General features: G+C 76.1%; 20 protein-coding genes. 13 read left to right on the top strand and 7 right to left on the bottom strand.

Annotated elements, in window-relative coordinates; translation table 11 throughout:
* Positions 1 to 37: 37 nt before the first annotated feature.
* Positions 38 to 577: an SRPBCC family protein gene (locus KUM42_RS19800; RefSeq protein WP_237494225.1), complete on the bottom strand. Its 540-nt coding sequence runs from the start codon at positions 575 to 577 to the stop codon at positions 38 to 40.
* A 177-nt stretch (positions 578 to 754) separates the two neighbouring features.
* Between KUM42_RS19800 and KUM42_RS19795 the strand changes: the two genes are divergently transcribed.
* From KUM42_RS19795 to KUM42_RS19780, 4 genes are all read left to right on the top strand, one after another.
* Positions 755 to 3,061: a bifunctional diguanylate cyclase/phosphodiesterase gene (locus KUM42_RS19795; protein WP_237494224.1), complete on the top strand. Its 2,307-nt coding sequence runs from the start codon at positions 755 to 757 to the stop codon at positions 3,059 to 3,061.
* Between the two features lie 143 nt (positions 3,062 to 3,204).
* Positions 3,205 to 3,978, top strand: a complete 774-nt coding sequence (locus tag KUM42_RS19790) for a sulfite exporter TauE/SafE family protein (RefSeq protein WP_237494223.1) — start codon at positions 3,205 to 3,207, stop codon at positions 3,976 to 3,978.
* Positions 3,975 to 4,742: a sulfite exporter TauE/SafE family protein gene (locus tag KUM42_RS19785; RefSeq protein WP_237494222.1), complete on the top strand. Its 768-nt coding sequence runs from the start codon at positions 3,975 to 3,977 to the stop codon at positions 4,740 to 4,742. Before KUM42_RS19790 ends, KUM42_RS19785 begins: the two co-directional genes overlap by 4 nt.
* A gap of 65 nt (positions 4,743 to 4,807) precedes the next feature.
* The gene (locus KUM42_RS19780; protein ID WP_237494221.1) at positions 4,808 to 5,551 is read left to right on the top strand and encodes a hypothetical protein; all 744 of its coding nucleotides are present in this window, start codon (positions 4,808 to 4,810) and stop codon (positions 5,549 to 5,551) included.
* Positions 5,552 to 5,629: 78 nt separating this feature from the next.
* Here KUM42_RS19780 and KUM42_RS19775 read toward each other — a convergent pair whose 3' ends face one another.
* Entirely contained in the window at positions 5,630 to 6,280 is a 651-nt protein-coding gene (locus KUM42_RS19775) for a hypothetical protein (RefSeq protein WP_237494220.1), read from the bottom strand.
* Positions 6,281 to 6,914: 634 nt separating this feature from the next.
* A complete protein-coding gene (locus KUM42_RS19770) occupies positions 6,915 to 8,393 on the bottom strand; it encodes a hypothetical protein (protein ID WP_237494219.1) in 1,479 nt (492 codons plus the stop codon).
* Between the two features lie 125 nt (positions 8,394 to 8,518).
* On the opposite strand from KUM42_RS19770, the gene KUM42_RS19765 reads away from it, so the two are divergent.
* From KUM42_RS19765 to KUM42_RS19725, 9 genes are all read left to right on the top strand, one after another.
* Complete coding sequence (locus tag KUM42_RS19765) at positions 8,519 to 9,577, top strand: NAD-dependent epimerase/dehydratase family protein (protein WP_237494218.1); 1,059 nt, start codon at positions 8,519 to 8,521, stop codon at positions 9,575 to 9,577.
* Positions 9,574 to 10,251, top strand: a complete 678-nt coding sequence (locus KUM42_RS19760) for a glycosyltransferase family 2 protein (protein WP_237494217.1) — start codon at positions 9,574 to 9,576, stop codon at positions 10,249 to 10,251. The genes KUM42_RS19765 and KUM42_RS19760 overlap by 4 nt, the downstream gene beginning before the upstream one ends.
* Complete coding sequence (locus KUM42_RS19755; RefSeq protein WP_237494216.1) at positions 10,248 to 11,000, top strand: DUF2064 domain-containing protein; 753 nt, start codon at positions 10,248 to 10,250, stop codon at positions 10,998 to 11,000. Before KUM42_RS19760 ends, KUM42_RS19755 begins: the two co-directional genes overlap by 4 nt.
* A gap of 82 nt (positions 11,001 to 11,082) precedes the next feature.
* Entirely contained in the window at positions 11,083 to 11,850 is a 768-nt protein-coding gene (locus tag KUM42_RS19750) for a bifunctional 2-polyprenyl-6-hydroxyphenol methylase/3-demethylubiquinol 3-O-methyltransferase UbiG (protein ID WP_237494215.1), read from the top strand.
* Positions 11,847 to 13,196 (top strand): molybdopterin-dependent oxidoreductase, encoded by a 1,350-nt coding sequence (locus KUM42_RS19745; RefSeq protein ID WP_237494214.1) that lies wholly within the window; start codon positions 11,847 to 11,849, stop codon positions 13,194 to 13,196. Before KUM42_RS19750 ends, KUM42_RS19745 begins: the two co-directional genes overlap by 4 nt.
* Before the next feature lie 3 nt (positions 13,197 to 13,199).
* Positions 13,200 to 13,685 (top strand): hypothetical protein, encoded by a 486-nt coding sequence (locus KUM42_RS19740; RefSeq protein WP_237494213.1) that lies wholly within the window; start codon positions 13,200 to 13,202, stop codon positions 13,683 to 13,685.
* Positions 13,686 to 13,839: 154 nt separating this feature from the next.
* Positions 13,840 to 14,514, top strand: a complete 675-nt coding sequence (locus KUM42_RS19735) for a hypothetical protein (protein WP_237494212.1) — start codon at positions 13,840 to 13,842, stop codon at positions 14,512 to 14,514.
* A 330-nt stretch (positions 14,515 to 14,844) separates the two neighbouring features.
* Complete coding sequence (locus KUM42_RS19730) at positions 14,845 to 15,555, top strand: GAF domain-containing protein (RefSeq protein ID WP_237494211.1); 711 nt, start codon at positions 14,845 to 14,847, stop codon at positions 15,553 to 15,555.
* Positions 15,556 to 15,639: 84 nt separating this feature from the next.
* Positions 15,640 to 17,940 carry a SpoIIE family protein phosphatase gene (locus KUM42_RS19725; protein ID WP_237494210.1) on the top strand — a complete coding sequence of 767 codons (2,301 nt, stop codon included), beginning with the start codon at positions 15,640 to 15,642 and terminating at the stop codon, positions 17,938 to 17,940.
* A 69-nt stretch (positions 17,941 to 18,009) separates the two neighbouring features.
* On the opposite strand, the gene KUM42_RS19720 is transcribed toward KUM42_RS19725, so the two are convergent.
* The 4 genes from KUM42_RS19720 to KUM42_RS19705 all read right to left on the bottom strand — a co-directional run bounded on the left by KUM42_RS19720 (position 18,010) and on the right by KUM42_RS19705 (position 22,259).
* The gene (locus tag KUM42_RS19720) at positions 18,010 to 19,038 is read right to left on the bottom strand and encodes an aldo/keto reductase (protein WP_304610722.1); all 1,029 of its coding nucleotides are present in this window, start codon (positions 19,036 to 19,038) and stop codon (positions 18,010 to 18,012) included.
* Between the two features lie 80 nt (positions 19,039 to 19,118).
* The gene (locus KUM42_RS19715; RefSeq protein ID WP_237494209.1) at positions 19,119 to 20,243 is read right to left on the bottom strand and encodes a Gfo/Idh/MocA family protein; all 1,125 of its coding nucleotides are present in this window, start codon (positions 20,241 to 20,243) and stop codon (positions 19,119 to 19,121) included.
* 151 nt (positions 20,244 to 20,394) lie between these two features.
* Positions 20,395 to 21,366, bottom strand: coding sequence for an aldo/keto reductase (locus KUM42_RS19710; protein WP_237494208.1), 972 nt, complete (start codon positions 21,364 to 21,366; stop codon positions 20,395 to 20,397).
* A 284-nt stretch (positions 21,367 to 21,650) separates the two neighbouring features.
* Positions 21,651 to 22,259 carry a TetR/AcrR family transcriptional regulator gene (locus KUM42_RS19705; RefSeq protein WP_237494207.1) on the bottom strand — a complete coding sequence of 203 codons (609 nt, stop codon included), beginning with the start codon at positions 22,257 to 22,259 and terminating at the stop codon, positions 21,651 to 21,653.
* Positions 22,260 to 22,399: the final 140 nt, after the last annotated feature.

Here is a 22,399-nt window from a genome sequence, read left to right as displayed (position 1 = left end):
CTCGGCGCGGGCCCCTGCAGGAGGGCCAGGGCCGGGGTCAGCGGGGCCGGTGGAGGCGGGGGAAGGTCGGGCCGGGCGGGGGCGGGACGGCGGCGGCGGGGTCCCGGCGGCGGCGGAGCTCCAGGGCCAGGCTCTCCTCGCCACGGGCCATCGCCCACTCGTGGTTGGCGGCGAACACCGGGCGCAGCAGCCAGCTCAACCGGGCGATCACCGGCTTGGTCGCGGCCACCTGCCAGTCGTAGTCGATGACGACCTCGGGGCCGTCCTGGGCGAACGTCCAGCGACCGGCACCGACCAGGTCACCGACCGCGGACAGGGCGGAGCCCCGCTCGGTCGGCGGCTCGGTGATCGTCAGCGTCCAGTCCAGCGTGTACGGCAGCCACCCCTGGGTGGCGAGCCGCACGCTGCGGCCCACGCCGTCCGGCCGCCCCTCGGCCACGGGCACGACGGCGGAGTAGACCGACGGCCACCAGCGGGTGAGCGTGCCCGGGTCGCTGAGCACCGCCTGCACCTCGGCGACGGTGCCGGCGACCCGCCACGTGGAGGAGAAGCGGTAGGAGGGCGCGCTGCGTGACACCTCCCGAGCCTGCCCGGCCCAGCGGCGCCCTGTCGAGCACCCGTATGTGAGCCACCTCGCAGTGGACTGCCCCCTCGGGGTGATCAAGACGGGATCGTCCGCTGACGATGCACCTGGCATGAGGCCCGACGTCGCGACCACGACGTCCCCTCCGCCAGCTGAGGACGGACCATCCAGATGAGCACCCCACGCGTCGCACCGCTGCTGCGTGCTGCCCTCACGCGCCTCCACCCGCCCGCCGAGCTGGTGGAGCACACCCGGTGGCTGTTCTGCGTCAGCAGCATCGCCGCCGTCGGCCTCACCAGCCTCACCGTCCTGTCCGGCGACGTCACCGGCTGGTCGTTCCTGCTGGCCGCGGTCGCCGCCGTCACCTTCCTGACCTCCTGGCTGCACCGCTACCGCCGGCGGCGGGCCCCCCTGGCCGCCGACCTCGCGGACATGGCGGCCCTGGTCCTGTTCGCCGCTGCCTGCCCGCGACCGGTGCTCGCCCTCGGGGTCGCCTTCCCCGCCGTCTGGTACCGGGCCGTCTACGGCGACACCCGGCGCATCGTCGGCTACGGGATCGGCGTCTGCCTCGCCCTGAGCGCCGCGCTGCCGGTGTGGACCCTGGTCCCCGGGCACGGGGCGCAGCTGGCGTCCTCCGCCGTCCTGGGCAACCTGCCGGTGCTGCTGCTGACCGTCTTCGTCGTCCGCCACCTGGCGGTGGGGCTGTTCGAGCGGGAGTCCACCCAGTCCCGCGACACCGCGCTGGCCGCCCTCGGCGGGCAGCTGCTCGGCGTCACCGACCGCTCGGAGATCCTGCGGACGGCGTGGTCCACCGCCGAGGCGGTCTGCGCCGCGACGCCGGGTCTGCGGGCGGCCGTGCTGCACCGCGAGGGCGACACCCTGCTGGTCCAGGGCACCGCCGGGGAGTTCCTCCGCCCGCCCGTCAGCCTCTCCGCCGCCATGGTCCCCGCGGAGGCCGACCTGTCGGTGCCGCAGGCGGTGGAGCCGCCCGCCGCCCTCGTGTTCAGCTCCGGCATCCGCGGTGAGTGGCTGGTCGTGCCCATGCCGGACGAGCCGGCGAACTGCATGTTGCTCGGCGGGTACCCCACCGTGCCGCGCGACGCCCTGCTCGCCGTCCAGTCGATGCTCAACCAGGTCGCCCTCGCCCTGCGCACCAGCAGCGCCCACCGCGAGCTGCAGGCCCAGGCGCTGACGGACCGGCTCACCGGCCTGGCCAACCGGACGGCCTTCTCCGGCGCCATGAACGCCGCGCTCGCCGACCCGGACTCCGAGTCCTGGGTGCTCTTCCTCGACCTCGACGACTTCAAGGTCGTCAACGACTCGCTCGGCCACCTCTCCGGCGACCGGCTGCTGGCCCACCTGGGCTGCGAGCTCACCGGCACCCTGCGCGCCGAGGACCTGTGCGCCCGGCTCGGCGGGGACGAGTTCGCCGTCCTGCTGCGCGGCGCCGGCGAGGCCGAGGCCCGCGGGATCGGCCAGCGGATCGTGGAGATGATCTCCACCCCCGTGGAGCTGCCCGAGGGACTGGCCCGGATCGGCGCGAGCATCGGGGCCACCCGCGTGCAACCCGGCCTCAACGAGACGCTCATCGTGCACCAGGCCGACGTCGCGATGTACGCGGCCAAGGCCGCGGGCAAGAACCGGGTGCAGTTCTTCCACCCCGGACTGCTGCAGCTGGAGGACGCCGCCAGCGCCGAGGCCGAGCTGCGCGCCGCGGTGGACGACGGCCAGCTCGTGCTCGCCTACCAGCCGGTGGTCTCCTCCGCCGACGGCAGCTGCACCGCCGTGGAGGCGCTCGTCCGCTGGGCGCACCCCACCCGCGGGCTGCTGACGCCGGACGCGTTCCTGCCGCTGGCCGAGGACACCGGGGCGATCGTGCCGCTGGGCGAGTACGTCGTCCGGCAGGCGTGCGCCGACGCCGCCGCCTGGTCGCGGTCCGGCAGCCCGGTCGCCGTACACGTCAACGCCTCCCCCACCCAGCTGGCGCACCCCCGGTTCGTGGAGCTGGTGCGCGAGTCGCTGGCCGCGGCCGGCCTGGCGCCGGGTCAGCTGGTCGTCGAGGTCACCGAGACCACGGTGCTGGACTCCCCCGTCGTCTCGGCCACCCTCGACGCGCTGGTCGCCCTGGGCGTGGGCATCGCGCTGGACGACTTCGGCACCGGCTACTCCGCGCTCACCACGCTGCGCAGCCTGCCGATCGGCATCGTCAAGATCGACCGCTCGTTCGTCGCCGGCGTGCTGACCCAGGCCGCCGACCAGGCGGTGGTCGAGGCGATCGTGCAGATGGCCGACCGACTCGGCCTGGAGACCGTCGCCGAGGGCGTGGAGTCGGTCGAGCAGCAGCAGTTCCTCGAGCGCGCCGGCATCGGCTCGCTGCAGGGCTACCTGTACCTCCCGCCGGCCCCGATCGGGGACTTCTCCACCTGGCTGGTCGACAACCGCCGCCGGTCCTCCGCCGGGGAGCTCGCGCCCGCCTGACCCGGGGCGTCCTGACCGGCCCGGACGGACGACCGGGGCGTCTCCGCGGACCGCTCGCCCCGTTCCGCACCTGCTGAGCGGTGTGCCGACGGCTGTCCGTCGGGCGGTCCCGGGGGCTGTGACACCCTCGCGGAGATGCGGGCATGACGGCGTGGGAGATGGTCGCGGTGGCCGCGGCGGGGCTGGCCGCGGGCGGCATCAACGCCGTCGTCGGCTCGGGCACGCTGGTGACCTTCCCGGTGCTGCTGGCCGTCGGGCTGCCGCCGGTGACCGCGACCGTCTCCAACTCCCTGGGGCTCGTGCCCGGCAACCTGACCGGCGCGATCGGCTACCGGCGCGAGCTCGCCGGGCAGCGCGGGCTGCTGCTGCGGCTGCTGCCGGCCTCGGTGCTCGGCGCCCTCACCGGGGCGTTCCTGCTGCTGCACCTGCCGGCGTCGGCGTTCGAGGCGATCGTGCCGGGGCTGGTCGGTCTGGCCGTGGCGCTGGTCGCCGTCCAGCCGGCGCTGCAGCGGCGGCTGCGCACCCGGCCGGGCGGTGGACCGGACGGCGTCCGCGGCGCGCGGCTGGCCGGCCTGGTCGCCGGGGCGTACGCCACCGGCACCTACGGCGGCTACTTCGCCGCCAGCCAGGGCGTGCTGCAGGTCGGGCTGTTCGGACTGCTGCTGCGCGAACCGCTCCAGCGGCTCAACGCGATCAAGAACGTGCTGACCCTCGGCGTCAACGCCGTCGCCGCCCTCGCCTACGTGCTGGTGGCCTCCGACCGGGTCGACTGGCGGGCGGCCGGGCTGGTCGCCGCCGGCTCGCTGGTCGGCGGGCACCTCGGGTCGACCTTCGGACGCCGGCTGCCCGCGCCGGTGCTGCGGACCGGGATCGTCGTCCTGGGCCTGGTCGCGATCGTCGTGCTGGTGCGCCGGTGAACGTCGGTGAGTTCCTCCTGCTCGTGCTCGCCGGGCTCGGGGCGGGGCTGGTGGGCAGCGTCGCCGGGCTGGCCTCGCTGATCAGCTACCCCGCGCTGCTGGCCACCGGCATCCCGCCGCTGTCGGCGAACGTGACCAACACCGTGGCCCTGGTGTTCAACAGCGTCGGCTCCGTCAGCGCCTCCCGGCCCGAGCTCGTCGGCCAGCGCCGCCGGCTGGTGCGGCTGTGCGCCGCCGGGCTGGCCGGCGGGGCCGTGGGCGCGGTGCTGCTGCTGCTCACGCCCTCCTCGGCGTTCGAGAAGCTGGTGCCCGTCCTGATCGCCGCGGCCTCCGCGGCGATCCTGGTGCAGCGCTCCCCCCGGGAGCTGGCCGCCGAGGGCGCCCGGACCGGGCACCAGCACCGCGACCACTGGGGCGTGGTGCTGGGCACCTTCGGCATCTCGATCTACGGCGGCTACTTCGGCGCGGCCGCCGGGGTCCTGATGCTCGCCACCTTCCTGCTGGTCATGGACGTGGGCCTGCCGCAGGGCAACGCGCTGAAGAACTCGGTGCTGGGCGTGGCGAACTCGGTGGCCGCGCTGGGCTACGTCTTCTTCGCCGACGTCGACTGGTCCGCGGTGCTGCCGCTGGCGATCGGCTGCCTGGCCGGTGGCCGGCTGGGCCCACGGGTGGCCCGGGTGGTGCCGCAGCTGCTGCTGCGCCGGGTCATCGCGGTGGCCGGCCTGGGCCTCGCGGTGCACCTGGGGCTGGACGCCTTCGGCTGACCGGGCAGAGTGTGCAGGGCAGTTCGCCCCGGCACCGCCGGGCGTGACGACGACGGAGGAACCAGATGACCGAGCCGGGTCCGGCAGCACAGCGCTTCCTGGCGGAGCTGGACAAGCTGCCGCCGCCGGAGCTCCGCGGCCCGGAGATGCTCGCCGTCCGGCTGGCCCGGGCTGCCGTGGCCGCACTGCCGGTGGACGGCGCGGGCCTGAGCATCCACGACATGGACGGGCACCGGACGCCGATCGGCGCCAGTGACGCGACCGCCTCGCAGGCCGAGCGGCTGCAGTTCACCCACGGCGACGGCCCCGCGCTGCGGGCGCACGACGACGGCGTGGTCATCGCCTTCGACGAGGCCGCCATCGCGCGCAACTGGCCCGAGCTGCACGAGGCGCTGGTCGGGAAGACGAAGTTCCACGCGGTGCTGTCGGTGCCGCTGCTGCCGCCGCTGGGTCCGCTGGTCGTGCTGGACCTCTACGTGCGCAACGCCGACCAGCTGCCGGCGACCGACCGTGAGGACGTCGCCGACGTGACCATCGCGATGACCCGGGCGATGGTCGCCGCCGCCCTGGGTGCCCCCGTCGAGGAGGGCCGCCGCGGCTGGTGGGACGGCCCCGACGCGCTGCGCCGGGCCCGGGTCTGGCAGGCCACCGGCATGGTCAACGTGGGCTTCGACCTGGACACCGCCGACGCCCTGGCCGTGCTCAAGGCGCACGCCTTCGCGACCGGCCGGGTGGTGGACGACGTCGCCGACGACCTGGTCGCCGGGCGGCTGGACCTCGACGAGCTGCGCACCCCCGACCGCGAGTGACCCGCGGCCCGGCCGGCACCCAGGGTTGCCGGCCGGGCCGGTGGTCGGTCGGTGGTGACGCTCAGTCGGTCGTGACGCTCAGTTGGTCGTGACGTAGGCGCTGAGCAGCAGCGAGAAGGCGCTCGCGGTGATCAGCAGCCGCGCGGGGGTGAGCCCGTTGAGCAGCCCGGCGATCATCCCGGCGTTGGCCGAGCGGGCCTCGACGGCCTGGGTGCCGCGGCGCAGCAGCCGCACCTCGTCGGCCAGCAGCGTGCCGCCGGCGCCGAGCAGCGACAGCCCCAGGACGACGAACACCAGCGCCATCCGCTGGTCGAAGGTCTCGGCGGACGAGGCGAGGAACGCCACCACGAGCAGGCCCAGCAGCAACCCGATCGCAGCACCCGCGACCGGCGCCCAGGGCCCCATCCGGATCATCGTCTCCGGGCGCGGCATCCGCGGCCGCGGGCGCGGACGCGCCTCCACCGGCGTCGTCGGCTGGTGCCCCGGCGCAGCTTCCTGACCGACCGGTTCCGCGGGCACCGGGTCGGTGGCCGCAGGGGCCGCCGTCTCGTGCTGTCGCGGTCCGACCATCGGCACCCCGGGCTGGGTCAGGTGCTCCGTCGCCGGCTCGGTCGGCGGGGTCACCGGGTGGGCCTCGGTGCGCTGGCCGGGCACCACGGCGGTCGCCCCGGTCTCCGGTCGCGCCTGGTCGACCCGTCCGGCCGCTGCCACGTCCTGCTCGTCACTCATGTCTGTGATCACCTCGGGTCAGACGCTAGGTGCACCCTCCGACGGGACCGGGAGGCGGCGGGGTGTGGCGCGCGGGGCCGGTGGTGTCGCGGCGCGGAGTGACCCTCCGTGGTCCGCCGGGGCCGCACGGTCAGAGCAGTGGGTGGCTGTCCTCGGCGACGACCCGCAACCAGTAGTACCCGTGGGAGCCGATCACCGTCGTGGGCCGTGCCCCCCGGGGTCGGTGACCCCCCGCAGGGTCCGGTGCGCCGGGCCACCTGACCGGCGTCCGAGGGTGATCACCTCGGGCTGGGCGTGGTCATCCCGGTCGCGAGGCCACCACCAGCCCGATCTCGTCCTTCCGGGACGGCGCCCCCGGGTGCCGGGCACGGACGGCGGCCGGTCAGGCCGACCGTCCGGCAGAGGAACGGTTGCCGGTGAGATCGGCCGGCCGGGCGGGTCGCCCGGCGCAGGAGCGGCGGCAGGTCAGGCCGACCGGGCGGGTCGCCCGGCGCAGGAGCGGCGGCAGGTCAGGCCGACCGGGCGGGTCGCCCGGCGCAGGAGCGGCGGCAGGTCAGGCCGGCCGGGCGGGTCGCCCGGCGTAGGAGCGGCCGGTCAGGTCGGGCGGGTCGCCCGGCGCTGGGGCGGCGGCCGGTCAGGTCGGTCGGCCGGGCGGGTCGCCCGGCGCAGGGGCGGCGGCCGGCACGGGCGCCGGCGTCCCGTCCGTCCCGGCTGCCGGCTGCCTCCGGTCGGCCAGGTGCTGCTGCACGGTGACCCCCACCCCGACGACCAGGGCCAGTGCGTAGCCCCCGCGGGTGACGGGGTCGTTCGGGGCCCCGAGGATCGCGATGAGGTAGCGGGTGTGGTCGGCGACGACGACCAGGCACCACTGCCACCGGCCGGTGAGCGCGATGAGCACGAGCAGCACCAGCTCGTACCAGGCCTCGCCGGGGGTCGCGACCAGCAGCAGGGTGACGAAGACGGTCAGCGCGGCCGGCAGCGGTGGCCCGAGCCGCCGCAGCAGCGCCAGCAGCAGGACGCCGGCCACGATCGCGTAGGCCAGCACCTTCACCGGCGTCCCGGTCAGCCCGGTGAGTGCCAGGAGCGCGAACCGCCCGCCCTCGTCGTACCCCTGCTCCTGCAGGTAGCCGCGCAGGTAGCCGAGGACGCCGCCGCCCACGCCGAGCACGTAGGGCAGGTAGGCGCCCAGGGTCAGCACCCCGACGACCAGCCACGCCAGCGGGCGGTGCCGCCGGAAGAGCGCCGGCAGCAGGACGAACGGGTACAGCTTCACCAGCCCGGCGGCGGCGAGGAGCCCGGCCGCCGCGACGGTGCGCCGCCGGCTGAGCTCGGGTCCGGACCGGTCGGGCGCACCCCGCGCGGTGAGCAGGACGGCCGCGGTGCCCGCCACCAGCAGGGCGGCGAGGGAGTCGACGTGCGCGTTCTGCACCGCCTCCAGCGGCACCGCCGGGCAGCACGCCCAGAGCACGACCCACCGCGGGTCGCGGCCGGTGCGGTGCAGCACCCAGGCGATCAGCACGCCCGTGGCGGTGGCCACCAGCAGGCCCAGCACCTCCCAGCCGAGGTCGCGGGCCGCCACGGGCAGCACGAGGCGCCCGAGCACGAACCAGACCTGCGCCCCGGGCGGGTAGATGGTGCGCACGTCCGGGCGGTTGATCCGCGTGCAGGGGACGTCCTTGCCCCGCTCCGCGCACTCGGCGGCCGACGGCCACAGCCAGGGGTCCCGCTGCGGGGCCAGGGCCGGGTCGCTGGGCGCGTACCGGTAGGGGTTCGTGCCGGACACCTGCACCCGCCCGTCCCAGGCGTACCGGTAGAGGTCGTCGGACAGCACCGCGGTGTGCGCCATCGCGGCGATGCCGGCCGCGGCACCGAGCACCAGCGCGGTGACCACCGCCAGCCGCCGGGGGGCGTGCAGCAGCGCGAAGGCGGTGACCGCGAACAGCAGCCACCACACGCCCAGGTCCACGAACACCTGCACGAGGACCTCGTGCCGCCGGCCCGGCGCCCAGGAGTCGCGGTTGATCGGCGGCAGCGTGCTGGTCAGGTGGGCCGGCACGAGCGCGGCCGCGCCGGTCAGCGTGCCGAGCACCCACCACCTGCGGGCGTGGTTCACGCGGCGACGCTAGCGGAGAGAGGCCGTCCTCCCGGGTCGACCCCACGAGGTGGCGCTCACCCTCCGGGGCGTCCGGTGGCGCGCCGTCGGGCAGCCCCCAGGACGAGCACGTAGCGTCCCGCCGCGTGCGTGTTCTCGTGACCGGCGGCGCCGGCTTCATCGGTGGTGCCGTGGTGTCCGCGCTGCTCGGCGCCGGCCACGACGTCCGCGTCCTCGACGCCCTCCTGCCCGCCGTCCACCCCCGGTACCCCGGGCGGCCGCCGGGCACCGAGGACGTCGACCTGGTGGTCGGCGACGTCCGCGACCCGGCCACCGTCGACGCGGCGCTCGCCGGGGTGGACGCCGTGTGCCACCAGGCGGCGATGGTCGGCCTCGGCGTCGACGTGCAGGACATGCCGGAGTACGCCGGCATCAACGTCCTGGGCACCGGCGTGCTGCTGGCCGCGATGGACCGCGCGGGCACCGGCCGGTTGGTGCTGGCCAGCTCGATGGTGGTCTACGGCGAGGGCCGCTACGTCTGCGCCGAGCACGGTGTCGTCCCCGCGGCGCCGCGCTCCCGCACCGAGCTCGACGCCGGCCGGTTCGACCCGCCGTGCCCGGTCTGCGGCCGCGCGCTGAGCTGGGGCGAGGTGACCGAGGACGCCGCGCTCGACCCGCGCAACACCTACGCCGCGACCAAGCTCGCCCAGGAGCACCTCGCCGCCGCCTGGGCGGCCACCGGCGGCGGCACCGCCGTCGCGCTGCGGTACCACAACGTCTACGGGCCACGGATGCCCCGCGACACCCCCTACTCGGGCGTGGCCGCGGTCTTCCGCAGCGCCCTGGAGGCCGGGCGGGCCCCGCGCGTGTTCGAGGACGGGCGCCAGCAGCGGGACTTCGTGCACGTCCGCGACGTGGCGCAGGCGAACCTGCGGGCCCTGGAGGCCGGACCGGCGGCCGGCACGCTGCGCGCCCACAACGTCGCCTCCGGCAGCCCGCACACGATCGGTGAGATGGCGACCGCGCTGGCCGAGGCGTTCGGCGGCCCCGCCCCGGTGGTCACCGGGCAGTACCGGATCGGCGACGTGCGCCACGTCGTCGCCAGTCCGCAGCGCGCCGCCGACGAGCTCGGCTTCCGCGCACAGGTGACCTTCGAGGACGGGGTGCGCGAGTTCGCGACCGCCCCGCTGCGGCCGGCGCCGTGACCGGGCAGCAGGGCCCGGCTCCGGTGGACGTCGTCCTGCCCTGCCTGGACGAGGCAGCGGCCCTCCCCTGGGTCCTCTCCCGCCTGCCGGCCGGCTACCGCGCGATCGTCGCCGACAACGGGTCGACCGACGGCTCGCCGGACGTGGCCGCCGCGCTGGGCGCCACCGTCGTCCCGGTCCCGCAGCGCGGTTTCGGCGCAGCCGCGCACGCCGGCCTGGAGGCGGCCACCGCCGACCACGTGTGCTTCTGCGACGCCGACGGCTCGATGGACCCCGCCGACCTCCCCCGGCTGGTGAGCCCGGTGCAGGCCGGCACCGCCGACCTGGTGCTGGGCCGGCGCCGCCCGACGACCCGCGGGGCCTGGCCGCCGCACGCCCGGGTGGCCAACCGGGCGCTCACCGTGCTGCTGCGCCGCCGCACCGGCCTGCGCCTGCACGACCTCGGCCCGATGCGGGCAGGACGGCGCACCGCGCTGCTCGACCTCGGCATCACCGACCGCCGGTTCGGCTACCCCCTGGAGATGGTCGTCCGGGCTGCCGACGCCGGCTGGCGGGTGCAGGAGCTCGACGTGCCCTACGCCCCGCGCACCGAGGGCGGGAAGTCCAAGGTCACCGGCACCTGGCTCGGCACCGCGCGCACGGTCCGCGACATGAGCGGGGTGCTGGCGCGGTGACCGCCGCCCAGCTGCTGGTCATCACCAAGGCGCCGGTACCCGGCCGGAGCAAGACCCGCCTGACCCCGCCCTGCACCCCCGGCCAGGCCGCCGCGATCGCCGCCGCCGCCGTCGGCGACACCCTCGACGTCGTGCGGGCCACACCCGTCCAGCGACGGGTCGTGGCCCTCGACGGTGCCCCCGGCGAGCTCGACCTGACCGGCTGCACGGTGGTCCCCCAGGTCGAGGGCGACCTGGGCACCCGGCTGGCTGCGGCCTTCGCGGCGGCGATGGCCCCCGCGCCGCTCCCGACGCTGCTGATCGGCATGGACACCCCCCAGGTGACGTCCGTCCTGCTGCACGACGCCCTCGAGGCGCTGCTCGCCGGCGGCCCGGGGACCGCCGTGCTCGGCACCGCACCCGACGGCGGCTGGTGGGCCCTCGGGCTGCACGGCGCCGCCGCGGCGCAGGTGCTCGTCGACGTGCCCATGTCCCGCGCCGACACCGGCCGGCTCACCCGTGCGGCACTCGAGGACGTCGGTCTGCAGGTGGTCGACCTGCCGCCGCTCACCGACATCGACCACTTCGCCGACGCACTGGCGGTCGCCGCCGACTGCCCGCCGGAGAGCCGCACCCGCCGGGTCGTGGGCGCGGTGGCGGCAGGACTGGGTGACCTCGGCCGGGTGCCGGGGCCCGGCCACCCCGGTGACCGGCCGCACCCGACCGGTGGGACCGGTGGCCTCGAAGACCGGGACGACGCGGCGCGCTGACGACGCGGCGCCCGCACCACCCCGCAGACCGCGACCACCACCAGACCTGCCGGGACACCGGCCCAGCCCGCACAGGAGTGACGTGACGGCGAGCGAGACGTCCGCGAGGTCCCACGACCGCGAGGGGGCCGAGGCCATCGGCTGGCGCCCCCCGAGCGGGCCGGGGCACCGGCTGGGGTCCGGGCACGCGCACGCACCGGGTGGGGGCGACCTGTACGGCCGGGCGCTGCTGTCCCGGCTGCCGGCCCGCGGCGTCCGCCAGTCCGGGTGGCGGGTGCGCGACGGCGACGGCGTGGTCCGTCCCCTCGACGCCGCGCTGGACCGCTGGCTGGGCCCGTGCGACGACGCCGACCGGACCGTCCTCGAGCGGTGCACCGGCGCCACCCTCGACGTCGGGTGCGGGCCCGGACGGCTGAGCGCGGAACTGCGGTCCTCGGGCGTGCTGGCCGTCGGCATCGACGTCAACGACGTGGCGCTGCAGATGACCCACGACCGGGGCGGCGCCGCCCTGTACGCGGACCTCTTCGGCCGGGTCCCGGACCAGGTGCGGTGGGGCACGCTGGTGCTGCTGGACGGCAACCTCGGGATCGGCGGTGACCCGGCCCGGCTGTTCGCGCGCTGCGCGGAGCTCCTCGTCCCGGGCGGGCAGCTCCTGGTCGAGGTCGAGGCGCCCGGTGCCGGCCGGGGCCCGGGCCGTCGCCGGCTGGAGAACACCACCGAGGTGGGGCCGTGGTTCCCGTGGGCCACCCTGGACGTCGAGGGCGTGACGGCCGCCGCCGCGGCGACACCGCTGGTGCTGCGTGAGTCCTGGTCGGCGGGTGACCGGTGGTTCGCGGCGCTGACGGCATGACCGGCGCGGGTGCCCCCCGCGAGGAGCCCGGTGACCGGGTCGCCGGTCCCGAGCCGTTCCGCCGCGCGGTGGGCCTGCTCGGTGAGCGGGTGCCCCCGGGTCCGTTCCGCCCGCCGTTCTGGCGCAGCCCGGTGCGCGGCCCCTGGCTGACCGCCGTCCTCGGCTCGGTGCTCCTCGTGGGGGTGACCGTCGTCTTCGTGACCGGCCTGCTGTCCTGGACCGCCTACAACCCCGGACTGCCCGGCAACGACCCGACGCCGGGGACGGGGTGGCTCGCCGGCCACGTGTTCGGCTGGCCGACGCGCCCGGCCTGGCTGTTCCGGCTGAACGAGGGCGTCCACGTCACGCTCGGGCTGGTGCTGGTCCCGGTCCTGCTGGGCAAGCTGTGGTCGGTGCTGCCCCGGCTGTTCACCTGGCCACCGGTCACCTCGCCGGCCCAGGCACTGGAACGGCTCTCGCTGCTCCTGCTGGTGGGCGGTGCGCTGTTCGAGTTCGTCACCGGCGTGCTGAACGTCCAGTACTGGTACGTCTTCCCCGGGTCGTTCTACGCGCTGCACTTCTGGGGCGGCTGGGTGTTCATGTCCGCCTTCGTGCTGCACGTGTGCCTCAAGTTCGGCCGCATGCGCAGCAGCCTGGGCTCCCGCCGGCTGCGCGACGAGCTGCGGACGCCGACGGCGGCGACGGTCCCCGAGCCGCCGGACGCCGACGGTCTGGTCAGCCCCGCCCCGGACCACCCGAGCGTCTCCCGCCGCGGCGTCCTCGCGCTCGTCGGCGCCGGCGCGGGGGTCGTGCTGGTCTCCACCGTCGGGCAGAGCCTCGGCGGACCGCTGCGCAGGACGGCGCTGCTGGCACCCCGCAACCGGGACCCCGGGACCGGCCCGAACGGGTTCCAGGTCAACCGGACGGCCGCGGCCGCCGGCATCGACGCGCAGGCGGCCGGGGCGGGCTGGCAGCTGGAGCTGCGCGGGGCCGGTGCTCCCGTGGTGCTCACGCGCGCGGACCTGCTGGCCCTCCCCCAGCACACCGCGGGGCTGCCGATCGCCTGCGTGGAGGGGTGGTCGACCGGTGACCAGACGTGGACGGGCGTCCGGCTGCGGGACCTCGCCGCGCTGGCCGGTCAGCCCGCTCCGTCGTCGGTGCTCGTGGAGTCGCTGGAGCAGGGCGGCGCGTTCGCCACCGCCCGGCTGCGCGGCAACCAGGTCGCGGACGGCGACTCACTGCTCGCCCTCACGGTGAACGGCGCCGACCTGTCCCCCGACCACGGCTTCCCGGCGCGGGTGATCGTGCCGGCCAACCCCGGGGTGCACAACACCAAGTGGGTCGCCCGGATGACCTTCGAGGCCTGAGCCGTGGACCGCTTCCGCCGCCTCTACGGCGCCTCCCCCCTGCACCTGGCCGGCACGCTGGCCGCTCTCGCCGTCGCCGGGGTCGCGGCCCGGCAGCTGCTGGGCGACCGGCCGGTCGCCGTCCTCGTCTGGCTGGTCGGTGCCGCGCTGGTCCACGACCTGGTCCTGGCACCGCTCTACCTGGCCCTGGACCGGGCCGGCCGCGGCGCCGGTGCCCGGCCCTGGTGGTGGGGCCACGTCCGGTTCCCCGCGGCCCTGTCCCTGCTCCTGCTGCTCGTGTGGGCACCGGAGATCACCCGCCGCAGCGAGGGCACCTTCCGGGCGGCGACCGGGCTGGACCAGTCGGGGTACCTCGGGCGCTGGCTGGCCCTCACCGGTGCGCTCTTCGCGCTGTCCGCGGTCCTCCTGCTGGTCCGCCTCGTGCGGTGGCGCCGGTCCCACCAGGCCGGCACGGGCCGCGCCACGCCCGGCGCGACGTCCCGCGCCTGAGCCGGACACGGGGTCGGGACCGCCGTCCCACCCGTTCGGGTGACCGTCGCGACAGGGTCCATCCGGTGCGCCGCACAGGCTCGAACCCCTGGTGATCGACGAGGTCCCGCCCACCCGGTGGGGCGCCGTCAGGTCCCAGACACGAGGAGTTCCCATGCGCACCACCACGGCTCTCGCCCGCACCTCCCTCGCCGCCGCCATCGCCGTCAGCGCGGCGTTCGGCCTGAGCGCCTGTGGCGGCTCGGCCAGCGCGGACACCGGCACCTCGTCGGTCAGCGCCCCCGCCGCGACCGCCACCGTCGCCGCCGTCCCCGGCGGCAGCTCCGCCGTCGCCCTGGACCCCGGCTTCACCGCCGCCCTCGGGCAGCTCGGCCTGACCCCCGGCACGGTCGGCACCGCCACGCTGGCCGACGGCTCGGTCAGCTTCCCGATCACCGGCGGCACCGTGACGCTGTACGACAAGGACTCGGGCTACCGCCCCTTCGTGCAGGGCGTCCTGTTCCACGAGGGCAGCGGCCTGAGCCTGACCGCGGGCGGCACGACCGTCGAGCTGACCGACTTCACGATCGACCCGGGTGACCCGGCCCGCCTGTTCGGCAACGTGTCGGTCAACGGCGAGCTCGCCGCCGCCAGCGCCCCGCTGTTCGACCTGGACGGCTCGACGCTCCAGCCGATCACGATGAACGCCGACGGCGCCGCGGTGCTCACCGGGACGCGCGTGCTCATGTCCGCCGAGGCCGCCGACCTGCTGAACAAGACCTTCAGCACCAGCGCGGTCACCAAGGGCCTCGTCGTCGGTGTCGCGACCCTCACGGTCGAGACCAAGTAGTCCCTGCACCGGGCCGCCCCGCGGCCCGAGCGACAGCCACGAGTCCCCGCCCGGTCCGCCGGGCGGGGACTCGTCGTCGTCCCCGACCCCGGACACCGGCGCAGGACCGAGGTGCACGACGGTCCGCGTGCGCCCGGACGGTGGGCCGGGTGGGCGCCGCCTCCACGGCCTGGGCTCCCCGGGTGGCGCGCCGGCCCCGGCACCCGCAGGCTCGTGTCCGCACCCGCCGGCTCCCACCCGCGGACGTGCACGCGGGTGACCGGGTCCCACAGCGCGGCCCGGCCCCCGTCCTGGTCCCCACCCCGGTGGACCAGCGCAGCCGAGAGCCTCATGGACATCGCCGCCCGCTTCACCACCGCGCTCGTCGAGGCGCGGTCCTCCCCCGACCGCACCGACCCCCTGCCCGACCAGCTGAGCCGGGCCGCTGCCGCGGCCCTGCGTGTGGACGGGGTGGGGTTGTCCCTGGCCGCCGAGCAGCCGACCCTGCTGGGTGCCAGCGGTGCCATGCCGAGGACGGCCGAGCAGCTGCAGTTCACCGTGGGCACCGGCCCGTGCCTGGTGGCGGTGGACACCCAGTTCCCGCTCTTCGCCGTCGAGTCCTACCTCCACCGGCGGTGGCCGGTCTACCACGACCTGCTGCGCACGCAGACCCCCTACCGCAGCGTCGTGGCCCACCCGATGACCCACGGTCTGACCGGCGTCGGTGCCCTGGTCGTCTACCTGGAGGACCCCGCCGGGCCGCTGCAGCTGGACAGCTTCGACGCCTCCGCCGTCGTCGGCCTGGTGTCGGCCGCGCTGACCACCTCCACCAGCTGGGCGGCCCCACACCAGCCGGGCCTGCAGCACTGGCTCGACACACCCGGCGCCCGGGTCCGGGCACTCACCTGGCAGGCGGTGGACCTGGTCCGGCAGGTCCTCGACACCTCCGACGTCGACGCGCTGGCGGTGCTGCGGTCCCGGGCCTACGGCTCCGGCCGCCTGGTCGACGAGATCGCCGGCGAGCTGCTCCGCGGAGAGCTCTCGGTGCACGACCTCGGCTGAGCCTGCTCCGCGAGACGGGCTCCGGCCCGTCCGCTGCGGACAGCTCGTGCACCACCCGATCGCCGGTCACCTACTCTCGCGCTCATGCGCGCAGCCGGTCACGACGGCCCCGCCCGGGGCGGGACGCCGGCCGCCGCGACCCCGGCGCAGGGCGGTCCGCCCGAGCCGACGAGCACCGACGCCCGGGCCGACGTCCTCGCCCGGACGGCGTCCGCGGTGTCGGCCTGGCCGGGCGACGCCGGGCGGGCGCTGCCCGCGGCCCTCGGCGACTCGCTGGTCGCGGTGCTGCTGATCGACCGGGCCGACGGCCGGGTGACCTTCGCCAACCGGGCGGCGATCGCACTGGCCGGGGACGTCGCCCTGCCGGTGGACCTCGACACCTGGGGCGCCGCGGCCGGGTTGACCGACGCGGACGGGCAGGCCCTGGCCGGCCCCGAGGGTCCGCTGGCGCAGGTGGCCCGGGGCCTGCCGGTGGACGGTCGGCCGGTCCGGCTGCGCCCAGCCGCCGGCCGTGGACTACCGTCGGACCCCGACGCGCGGGACCTGCTGTCGATGACCGGCGTCCCCCTCACCGGCGGCGCCATCGCGCACCCGCGGGGGCAGGACGGGTCCGAGCACCCCGGCCTGTCGCTCGTGGTGCTGGTGCCGCACCCCGGGCCCCGCGACACGGCGGGCCCGGCCGCGCAGCAGGAGCGGCTGCAGCGGCTGCGCGAGGAGGCGATCGCGGCCACCGAGGTCTGCTTCACCATCTCCGACGCCCGCCGGCCGGACAACCCGCTGGTCTGGGTGAACCCCGCCTTCACCGCGGTGACCGGCTACCCCGCCGAGGCGGCGATCGGCTTCAACTGCCGCTTCCTGCAGGGGCCCGCCACGGACCCGGCGGCGGTGACCGCCGTCCGGGAGGCCGTGGCCGCCGGGCGCCAGGAGACCGTCACCCTGCTCAACTACCGGAGCGACGGCTCCACGTTCTGGAACCAGCTCACCCTCACCCCGATCTTCGACGGCGCCGGCGAGCTGACCAACTACGTCGGCGTGCAGCACGACGTGACCCGGCAGGTCGAGCTCGAGCACCAGCGCGAGGCCACCTTGGCGGCCGAGCGCGTGGCCAGGGAGGCCGCCGAGGCCGCCCGGCGGCGGCTGCAGCTGATGAACGAGGCCTCGGCCACGATGACCGGCACGCTGGACGTCGACGACCTGATGGAGCGCATCACCGGGCTGTGCGTGCCCGCGCTGGCCGACTCGGCGTTCATCGCCCGGCTCGGCGCCGACGACGTCATCACCGCCACCGCCGTGCGCCACCGCGACGGGCGGGCCGACACCCTCGCCCAGCTGACCAGCCGGGTCACCGGCCGGCCGCTGGCCCACCACTCGGCTGCTGCGGACTCGCTGCGCAGCGGCGTCGCGACGCTGATCGAGGACGTCTCCTCCGCCGAGGCCCGGGCGCGCTACCCCGACTCCGAGGTGCACCACCTCGCCGACGTCCTGGCCATCGGGTCGCTCGTCGCGCTGCCCCTGCAGGCGCGCGGCGCCACGCTGGGCGTGCTGGTGCTGACCAGCGCACGGGCGGGCGCGTTCACCCCGGACGCGGTGGAGCTGCTCACCGACCTGGCCGGCCGCGCGGGCCTCGCGCTGGACAACGCCCGGCTGTACCAGAGCGAACGCTCGGTCGCCGAGACCCTGCAGCGTGCGCTGCTGCCCACCCTCCCCGACCTGGCCGGGGTGCAGGCCGCCGCGCGGTACGAGTCGGCGTCGGCGGCCGCCGCGGTCGGCGGGGACTTCTACGACCTCATGACCCTGCCCGACGCCAGCATCGGGATCAGCATCGGCGACGTCGCCGGCCACGACATCGACGCCGCGGCCACCATGGGCCAGCTCCGTGGGCTGCTGCGTGCCAGCGCCTACGACGCCACCCGCCCCGACCCCGCCGACGTCCTGGCCCGCGTCGACGAACTGATGGACGTCCTCGCCGTGCGGGGGCTCGCCACCCTCACCCACGTGCACGCGCACCGGCCGGTACCCGCGATCGAGGACCGGTGGCGACTGGTGATCGCCAACGCCGGCCACCCGCCGCTGGCCCTGCGGGACCCCGACGGCACCGTGCACCTGCTCGAGGAGGTGCACGGGCTGATCCTCGGCGTCGAGCCGGCCACGGTGCGCGCCTCGACCACGGTGTGGGCGCCCCGGGGCAGCACGCTCGTCGCCTACACCGACGGGCTCATCGAGCGCGCCGGCGACCAGCACCTGGACCAGGGCCTGGACCGGCTCACCGCGACGCTGGCCGCCCAGCCGCCCACCGCCTCGCCCGGCGAGCTGTGCGAGGTGCTGATGCGGCTGGCCGAGACGCCCTCCGACGACGTCGCCGTCATCGCCGTCCGGCTGGGCTGAACCGTCCGGCTGGACTGAGTCGCCCGCGCGTCCCGTCGCCGGGCGGGGGGCCCGGCGACGGGACGACCGTCAGAGGCTCTCGCCGGCGGGTGCGGCCAGCGGCTCGATGGCGGCGAGCTCGGCGTCGGTGAGGTCGGGACCCTGCAGCGCCTGCAGGTTGCCCTCCAACTGGGCCACCGAGCTGGCACCGATGATCGCGGTGGTGACGCGGGGGTCGCGCAGCACCCAGCGCAGTGCGAGCTGGGCCAGCGTCTGGCCGCGGCCGGCGGCGATCTCGTTCAGCGCGCGGGCGCGCTCGGTGAGGTCCTCGGTGACGTCGCCGGCGGAGAGGTAGGCGCTGCGGGTCGCCCGGGAGCCCTCGGGGACGCCCTTCAGGTAGCGGTCGGTGAGCCGGCCCTGCGCCAGCGGGGAGAACACGGCCACGCCGGCACCGGCGGTGGCCGCCGCGTCGAGCACGCCGCCCTCCGGGACCCGGTCGAAGATCGAGTACCTCGGCTGGTGCAGCGTCAGCGGCGTCCCCAGCCCGGCCAGCAGCTCCGCGGCGCGCGCGGTGTCCTCGGGCGAGTAGTTGGAGATGCCGACGTAGAGCGCCTTGCCCGCGCGGACGACGGCGTCCAGGGCGCCCATCGTCTCCTCGAGCGGGGTGTCGACGTCACGCCGGTGGGAGTAGAAGACGTCGACGTAGTCCAGGCCGGTGCGGCGCAGCGTCTGGTCGAGGCTGGCCACGAGGTACTTGCGGGAGCCGCCGTCGCCGTACGGGCCGGGCCACATGTCGTAGCCGGCCTTGCTCGAGATGAGCAGCTCGTCGCGGTACGGGCGCAGGTCGCTGGCCAGGACCTGACCGAAGGTGGTCTCCGCCGACCCGTAGGGCGGGCCGTAGTTGTTGGCCAGGTCGAAGTGCGTGACGCCGAGGTCGAAGGCCCGCCGCAGGATGTCCCGCGCGGTGGCCAGCGGCCGGTCGGCGCCGAAGTTCTGCCAGAGGCCCAGCGAGACCGGCGGCAGCAGCAGCCCGCTGCGCCCGGCCCGGCGGTAGTCGGTGGCCTGGTAACGGTCGGGCGCAGGCGCCCAGGTCTGGTCGGTGCGGTCGTCGGTGATCACGGTCGCCGATCCTCCCAGGACGGGCGGGCTGCGGCGCGTCCCACGGCCGGGCGCGAGTGGGCGCCCGGGGCAGCGGCCGCTCAGACCTCGACCCGTCGACCGGTGGCGGCGGACCGGGTGATCGCGTCGAGGAGCCGGTGCCGCACGACCGCGTCGTCGAAGTCGGGCACGACGGTCGCACCGCCCAGGAGCTGGTCGCGGATGCCCGCGTACGCGTGCGCCAGGGTGTGGACCGGAGACCGGGCGAGCTCGGGGAACCGGTCGTAGCGACCGGGGAGCGTCAGCTCGGCAGGCCGGCCACGACCGCGCACGCCGTGCACCGTGACCGGCGTGACGTGCGGGTGGTCGGGTGCCGTGGCCACGATCGTGCCGTCCGAGCCGTCGATGGTCATCGAGAACCCGGCCCCGGAGGCCGTGCCGCCCCGGTGGTGGGCGGAGAGCACCGCACCGCCGGGCAGGGTGCCCGAGACGGCGATCTGGTCCTCCGCCGTCATCGGCACCTGCCGACCGCCGGAGGCGAGTGGGACGTACCGGTGCCGGGTCGCCGTCGTCGCGACCACGTCCTGCAGCTCCCCGACGACCATCGACACGGAGTCGATGGCGTGACCGAAGGCGATGGCCATCATGCTGGCACCGAGATCGCGGTCGAGGGTGTGGAGCATGCGGTCCGCGACCGGGCTCCCCCACTCGGTCGACGCCGCGGAGACGGTGACCGAGAGCAGGTCGCCCACGTAGCCGTCGGACACGAGGTCGGCCAACCAGCGGAAGGTGGGCGAGGACCGGCCCTGCAGGCCGACGGAGGTGGGGATGCCCTGCGCCGCCGCGGCGAGCTCCTCCGCCTCCCGGAGGTCCACGGCGAGGGGCCACTCGCAGAACACCGGTGTGCCGGCGGCGAGTGCGGGCAGGACCAGCTCGCGGTGGCGAGGGGTTCGGACCGTGACCACGACGAGGTCGACGTCGGCTGCCGCGGCGAGCTCTCCGGCCGAGGGGTACGCGGGCACGCCGTACGCCCGGCTCGCCGCACGCGCCGACGTCGGCGAGCTGCCCACCAGACCACGGAGCTCGAACCCGCCGACCGCCGACAGCACCGGCAGGTGCGCCCCGGCACCCCAGCCCCCCGCCGCACTCAGTCCGACGACGCCCACGCCGATCGGCCGGCGCCCGTCCGGCTCGACGGCACGTCCGCCCGCACGAGGGTCTGTCACGTCCGCTGCCTCCTGGGATCCCGCATTCGACACTGCCGCACCACCTCCGCGCCCGGGCGCCACCGGCGTCCGGGGTCCTGCCCCGCGGGCCGACCGGCCCGGCCGGCCCCGACCTGACGACGTCGGGACCGACCGGGCCGGCCGCGGACCGTCAGTGGTCGATGGCGGCCATGTTGTCCCGGTCGTAGCGATCCCCGGAGGCGGGTGTGAGCGCGTCGAGGCGGGCCACCTGGTCGGCGGTGAGCTCGACGTCGGCGGCGGCGGCGTTCTCGGTGACCCGGTCGATCCGGGAGGTGCCGGGGATCGGCGCGATGCCCTCTCCCTGGGCGAGCAGCCACGCGAGGGCGACCTGCGCCGACGTCACCCCCGCCTCGGCGGCGACCGCCGACACCTCGTCGACGATGCGCAGGTTCCGCTCCAGGTTCCCGTCGGCGAACCGGGGGTTCGTGCGGCGCCAGTCGTCGGCGTCGAGGCCGTCGAGGGACCGGATCGTGCCGGTGAGGAAGCCGCGTCCCAGTGGGGAGTAGGGCACCAGACCGATCCCCAGTTCCCGCAGCACCGGCAGGACGTCGGCCTCGACGTCGCGGGTCCACAGCGAGTACTCGCTCTGCACCGCGGCCACCGGGTGGACGGCGTGCGCCCGGCGGATGGTCGACGGACCGGCCTCGGACAGGCCGATGTGCCGCACCTTCCCCGCGGTCACCAGTTCGGCCAGCGCCCCGACCGTCTCCTCGATGGGCGTGTCCGGGTCGACCCGGTGCTGGTGGTAGAGGTCGATGTGGTCGGTGCCCAGACGCCGCAGCGACCCGTCGACGGCGATGCGGATGTTCTCCGGCGTGCTGTCCGGGCCGGGGCGGCCGGTGTGGGAGACCAGCCCGAACTTGGTGGCCAGCACGACGCGGTCGCGGCGACCCGCGAGGGCGCGCCCGACCAGCTCCTCGTTGAGGAACGGCCCGTAGACCTCGGCGGTGTCGACGTGCGTGACCCCGAGGTCCAGGGCGTGGTGCACCGTGCGGACGGACTCCGCCTCGCCCCGTCCGGCGCCCGTGTAGGCGATGGACATGCCCATGGCCCCCAGGCCGATGCGGGAGACCTCGAGGCCCCCGAGCGATGTGTTCCTCATGTGGTCGTCCTCTTCCTCGAACAGGTCGCTGTGGTCGTCCCACCGGTCCCGGCCGGCGCCGGGCGTCGGAGGTGGGACGGTGCTGGTCGCCGAGACGCCGCCCGCGGTGACGTCTCCCTGCCTCGAAGTCACACCACCGGAGTTCTATTCCGTGCGGTACAGAAATAGCCACGAGTCGACTCCCGGGCCGTCGGTGGGGCGACGGGTGAGGTCCACCTCGGCCCCGGGGGGTGCTGCGGTCGGTCTCGACGACCGCACCCCCGGCCCGGGCGCCGGTCGGGGCGTCAGCCCTGAGGTCGCCAGTTCTGCTTCGCCACGTCGGCGACCAGCTGGAGGTCCGCGCGGCCCACGCCGCTGGCGGCCTGGACGGCGATGCCGAAGCCGACGGTCATGACGTACCGGGCCAGACTCCCCGGGTCCACGCCGGACGGGAGGTCGCCCTCGTCCACGGCGCGCCGGAAGCGCGCCTCCAGACGCGTGCCGGCGTCGTTCCGCCAGCCCGCGAGCACGTCGTGTGCGGTCCGGCCGGCACTGCTCGACGCGAGCGCACCCTGGACACCCAGGCACCCGGCCGGCCCCGCCTCCGGGGTCGTGGCGCGCACCGCACCGTCGAGGAACGCTGCGACGACCTGCCGGGCCGTCGGCTCCTCCAGCGCAGCGAGGGCGTAGGAGGCCGGCCCCTCGGTGTACCGGTCCAGGGCGCGCCGGAAGAGCTGCTCCTTGTCGCCGAACGCGGCGTAGAAGCTCGGCTTCGAGATGCCCATGGCGTCGGTCAGGTCGGCGAGACTGGTGCCCTCGTAGCCCCGTTCCCAAAACAGGCGGACGGCGACGTCCAGCGCCCGGTCCACGTCGAACTCCCGGGGGCGACCGACGGGACGCGACGGTGCACCCATGCGCGCAGGCTACCCACCGGTGCACGGCGGTGACCCCGACGGACACACCGGACGGGTCCGCCGCACCGGTCGGTGTGGCGCGGGCGGCGCCGAGGGTCCGTGGGCCCCGGGCCGCCGGGCACGGGAGCGGGGCCCTCCCC

The sequence above is a fragment of the Modestobacter sp. L9-4 genome, from assembly GCF_019112525.1.
In the GTDB taxonomy this organism is placed as follows: Bacteria; Actinomycetota; Actinomycetes; order Mycobacteriales; family Geodermatophilaceae; genus Modestobacter.
This window is presented reverse-complemented; position numbering and strand designations above follow the sequence as displayed.